Below are 4,148 nucleotides of genomic sequence, written 5' to 3' on the forward strand. Positions count from 1 at the left end.
ATAGGTGTTGTTCTCGGTGATGTTCTCGATCACGGTCGGCTGACCGCCGCCACCGAAGAAGCCGCCACCGCCGTGGTGGCCGCCCAGCAGGCTTTCGATACCGTCGAAAAGGAACATGCCGCCAGCAACACCGGCAGCAGTGGTCGCTGCCTGCGACAGGAAACTGGGCGCGGCGGGCGCGGGCTGGGCCGGTGCGCCGCCGAAGAGACGATCGCGCCAGCTCGGAGCAGCCTGCGGCGGCATCGGCTGTTGCGGCGGCACCGGCGGAGGCACGGCGCCCCAGGCCGACGACGGCTGGCCGCCCAGGAAACTGCCGCCGCCCTGCTGCGAGGCGAGTTGGGCCTGAAGCTGGGAGATCTGCGCCTTGGCGGCATCGAGCGCCTGTTGCTGCAACAGACTGCGCTGCACCAGCAGATACAGCGCATCAGGCTGGGACGCCAGGCGCTGGCGAATCAGCGCATCGGCCTGCGGGTCCTTCGCCACGCTGCCGGCGGCGGCAAGGCGCTGAAGGAAATCATCGAGTAGCTGTTGTTCCTGCGGTGTCATGACAAACAAATCTCCAGGGGACGGCGAATGGCGAACACTGTGGCGACGATTTTCTTCGGCGTGCAGTGCCGAAAGTGTGCTCTCCACGCGTGACATCAAGGGCTATCTCGCTGTCGTTTTCCTTGCAGTCAGTGAATGCGCAAGCTCTTTCGATATCGCGCCCGAACCATCGTCCCCGAGATTGCTGACGCCTGCTGTCAGCAATGAGATCGATGGGCCGATGTGCATGGTGGGCATCGCAGGAGCCTGCAGGCATCATGTCGACATCGTTTGATGGCAACGGCCCCATGTCCCCACGTTCCGCAGTTGGCCCGCTCGCCCTGGCGATCGGCGTGTTGATGATCAGCATGGTCTCGTACCAATGCGGTGCCTCGCTGGCCAAGCATCTGTTTCCCGTAGTGGGAGCACAGGGCGCGACCGCGTACCGACTGGGCCTGAGTGCGCTGATCCTACTGCTGTGGCGCCGTCCGTGGCGTCGGCTGGGGCATCGGCCGAACTGGGGCGCCTTGTGGGCCTATGGGCTCTCGATGGGCGCCATGAACCTGGTCTTCTACATGTCGCTGCGCACGATCCCGCTCGGCATTGCCGTAGCGCTGGAGTTCACCGGTCCGCTGGCACTGGCGTTGTTTCATTCGCGCCGCCTGATCGATTTCCTGTGGATTGCACTGGTCGTCGTCGGCCTGGCCTTGCTGCTGCCATTGCAGGCCACGTCGAAAGCGCTGGATCCCATCGGCGTGATGTACGCGCTSGCMGCGGGCSTGGGCTGGGCGCTGTACATCGTGTTCGGCAAGAGGGCAGGTGATGCGCACGGCGCCGACGCGGTCACGTGGGGTACCTCGATGGGCGCCTTGCTGGCCATTCCATTTGGCGTTGCCCATGCCGGCAGCGCACTGTTGTCGCCCGCCTTGTTGCCTTACGCGCTGGGCGTGGCCTTGCTCAGTTCGGCGCTGCCGTATTCGCTGGAGATGATCGCGTTGACGCGATTGCCCGCGCGCACCTTCAGCACCTTGCTGAGTCTGGAGCCGGCCATCGCGGCGGTGGCCGGTGTCGCGCTGCTGGGTGAGCGACTCACCATCCTGCAATGGCTCGCCATCGTTGCGATCATCGTGGCGGCCGCAGGCACGGCGTTGAGTGTGCGTCGTGTCGAAGTGAGCGATCCGCCCCTGGTGAATTGATCGACGCGAGCGATCGCGGTTGCAGCGACGGCGCGCTGGAGCACGCAACGTCGTCTCACGCACGGATGCCTTCCGCGCCATCACATTTGCCTCGCCACCATGGTGTAACATGGCGCCGCAAGTACTTCCTCGCTTCGCGAGTGATGTGCGGCGTTCTCAAGACCGCACGCTTCGCTCCCTTTCACTTGTGCCCCGTTGTTGCGGGGACGCCCCTGGGAGCATCCATGCCAGGCAATTGCACGCTTCACGACCATGTTCCCGTCAGGGAGCAGGGCTATCGATCGCACGCTGTCGGCGACACCAGCGCCAACCAGGTGGTGCGCGCATGACCGCATCGCAACTCCCTCCCAGGAAGGCATCCGGTTGCTCGACCTGCGACGCGGTGTGCTGCCGACTCACCGTCGTGCTGCAACCCGAAGACAAGATTCCCTCGCATCTCACCACGCAATTGCCCAGCGGCTTGCATGTGATGAAGCACGATGAGGACGGCTGGTGCGTCGCGATCAACAGCACGAAGATGAATTGCGGCATTTACGAGAGCCGTCCGTCCATCTGTCGCCGCTTCGTGATGAATGGACCTTATTGCAAGGCCGTTCGCACCGAGTATGCCGAAGAGCGTGCTTTGGCTGCCGAGCAGGCGCAAGCTTCCATCGTAGGCAAAGTCGCCTGACTTTGCTGCCGGTCGCGAGCGTCGATCTGGCGCTTCAGTAGTACGTACGAGTCGACGGTGCAGTTTGTGCGCTCGTCATCCTTCCCACTTGATACACACGAGGACTCCCTTGCCAAAGCCGAACTATTCCTTCGAAAAGCGTCAGCGCGAAATTGCAAAGAAGAAGCTGCAGGACGAAAAGCTGGCCAAGAAAAAGGCAGCGAAAGACGTCGCGGTGCCCGAGAAGCGTTAACTCGCTTGAGTTGGTTTGCTGGCGGCTGCATTTGACAGATGCAGCCGATGACTCGCCACAGCCTTGCCCAGCTGAGTCATCCGAAAAAAGGCCAAAAAAAACCCGGCTCAAGGCCGGGCTTTTTCTTGGTCGGACGGCTAGATCAGACGATCTGCACGTTCTCGGCCTGCAGGCCACGCTGGCCCTGGGTCACGATGAACGACACGTTCTGGCCTTCCTGCAGGCTCTTGAAGCCCTGCGACTGGATCGCGCGGAAGTGGACGAACACGTCCTCACCGCTCGAACGGCTGATGAAGCCGAAGCCCTTGGCATCGTTGAACCACTTGACCGTACCGGTTTCTACCTGAGACATGATTTTTTCCTTGAAACGAATGAAGCCGCAGAGCGGCGAAAAAGCTGGTCACAAGGCGGAAACGGGTACAACGGTGTAGGTAACTTCAATCTACAGCATCGGGCCACATTTATGGTGACCCTTGAAACTCAGCCCGCTCACAGTAGGGGGCAGGGCTTGAAAAAGCAAATGAATAATGACTGCGCGTTCACTTGCATCGCTTGTAAATGCGCCGTTTTGCGGCGGGAAGCGAGCCTGCGCACCGTTCTTGGCCATGCGCACTCAATGTTTGCCGCGCTCGTCAGCTCGCCGGATAAGGCATGCCATGTTGGGTGCAAATCCAGTCGATGGTGCCCAGCAGCCAGTCCGTATCCTCGGCACAGGAATGTGCAAGCACGTCGGAAAAAATGCATTCCGTCGATTGAAAGAAGTCCGCGTCGGTGGGGTGCGACGCATGCAGCATGGTGATCGATGCGTCGAGCCGACTCATCGTTTGACGCAATTGTTGACGTGACTGGTTCATGGCCTGGCCTCCGCCATCGGGCATGGGAGGCAGAGAAACGTCTCTCTCGGCGGCGCCGAGCGCACCCTGTGTCGCTCTTCTGCCGTTCGAATCTGCGCGCATCGCCGTTAGTTGAGGGTTACGAACAGCGGGGCATGCAGGGCCGGCGTCTAGCGCCTCGCCTGCAGGGTGCCGGAAAACCTAACAATCGATCGCCCAACAGAGAGTATGGTCGGAGGGGTCATGGAACATCCGAAGCGCACCGCGGGTGCGATGTGTTCCTAGGCCACTCCGGGTGAGGGATTCGCATGATGAACCCCCGCAAGATCCTGACCTCCGGGCAATGGACGTTGTTGCGTCATGTGGCGACGGCCTGTCCGTTGCCATTGAGGGCTACCGGTGGTCTTTGCGATCTCCGCTGCCTGCTTAAAGAAGGCTTTGTCTCCGTCAGGGACGCCAGAGTATGTGCAACACGGACGGGAATTGAGGCTCTTTGGTATCACTGCCTGCACTAAGTCGTCGCTGATTGGTTCCTTATGCAGTCATCGTTGTGCCCAGCCTCGGCTGGTGGGCATGCATCCGTCACCTTCCAAGGAATTCTCATGAAGCAACCTACTGAGCCGCTCTCTCTGGCCCGTATCCACGACGTCTACAGTGGAACTTCAGTCAAGCGGGAATCGAGTGACAAGAAG

Annotated in this window: 6 protein-coding genes; 3 read left to right on the forward strand and 3 right to left on the reverse strand. The window is 61.1% G+C overall.

The genetic code is table 11. The features are described from left to right. Nucleotides 1-546: DUF2076 family protein (locus AC1DMG_RS20505; RefSeq protein WP_477181002.1), on the reverse strand; the 546-nt coding region annotated here is incomplete at its 3' end. 287 nt (nt 547-833) lie between these two features. Here AC1DMG_RS20505 and AC1DMG_RS20510 point away from each other — a divergent pair. The 3 genes from AC1DMG_RS20510 (at nt 834) to AC1DMG_RS20520 (ending at nt 2,623) form a co-directional block, all read left to right on the forward strand. After that, complete coding sequence (locus AC1DMG_RS20510; RefSeq protein WP_477181003.1) at nt 834-1,721, forward strand: EamA family transporter; 888 nt, start codon at nt 834-836, stop codon at nt 1,719-1,721. A 325-nt stretch (nt 1,722-2,046) separates the two neighbouring features. Further along, the gene (locus AC1DMG_RS20515) at nt 2,047-2,391 is read left to right on the forward strand and encodes a YkgJ family cysteine cluster protein (RefSeq protein ID WP_441603206.1); all 345 of its coding nucleotides are present in this window, start codon (nt 2,047-2,049) and stop codon (nt 2,389-2,391) included. Nucleotides 2,392-2,500: 109 nt separating this feature from the next. After that, nucleotides 2,501-2,623, forward strand: coding sequence for a hypothetical protein (locus AC1DMG_RS20520; protein ID WP_441603207.1), 123 nt, complete (start codon nt 2,501-2,503; stop codon nt 2,621-2,623). 142 nt (nt 2,624-2,765) lie between these two features. Here the strand turns inward: AC1DMG_RS20520 and AC1DMG_RS20525 are convergent, their stop codons facing one another. Both AC1DMG_RS20525 and AC1DMG_RS20530 read right to left on the reverse strand, forming a co-directional pair. Beyond that, entirely contained in the window at nt 2,766-2,975 is a 210-nt protein-coding gene (locus AC1DMG_RS20525) for a cold-shock protein (RefSeq protein WP_121879590.1), read from the reverse strand. A gap of 280 nt (nt 2,976-3,255) precedes the next feature. Next, on the reverse strand, nt 3,256-3,477 hold the full coding sequence (locus AC1DMG_RS20530) for a hypothetical protein (protein WP_441603208.1): 222 nt from the start codon (nt 3,475-3,477) through the stop codon (nt 3,256-3,258). Between the last annotated feature and the right edge of the window lie 671 nt (nt 3,478-4,148).

This window comes from Dyella sp. 01N36 (assembly GCF_056399745.1).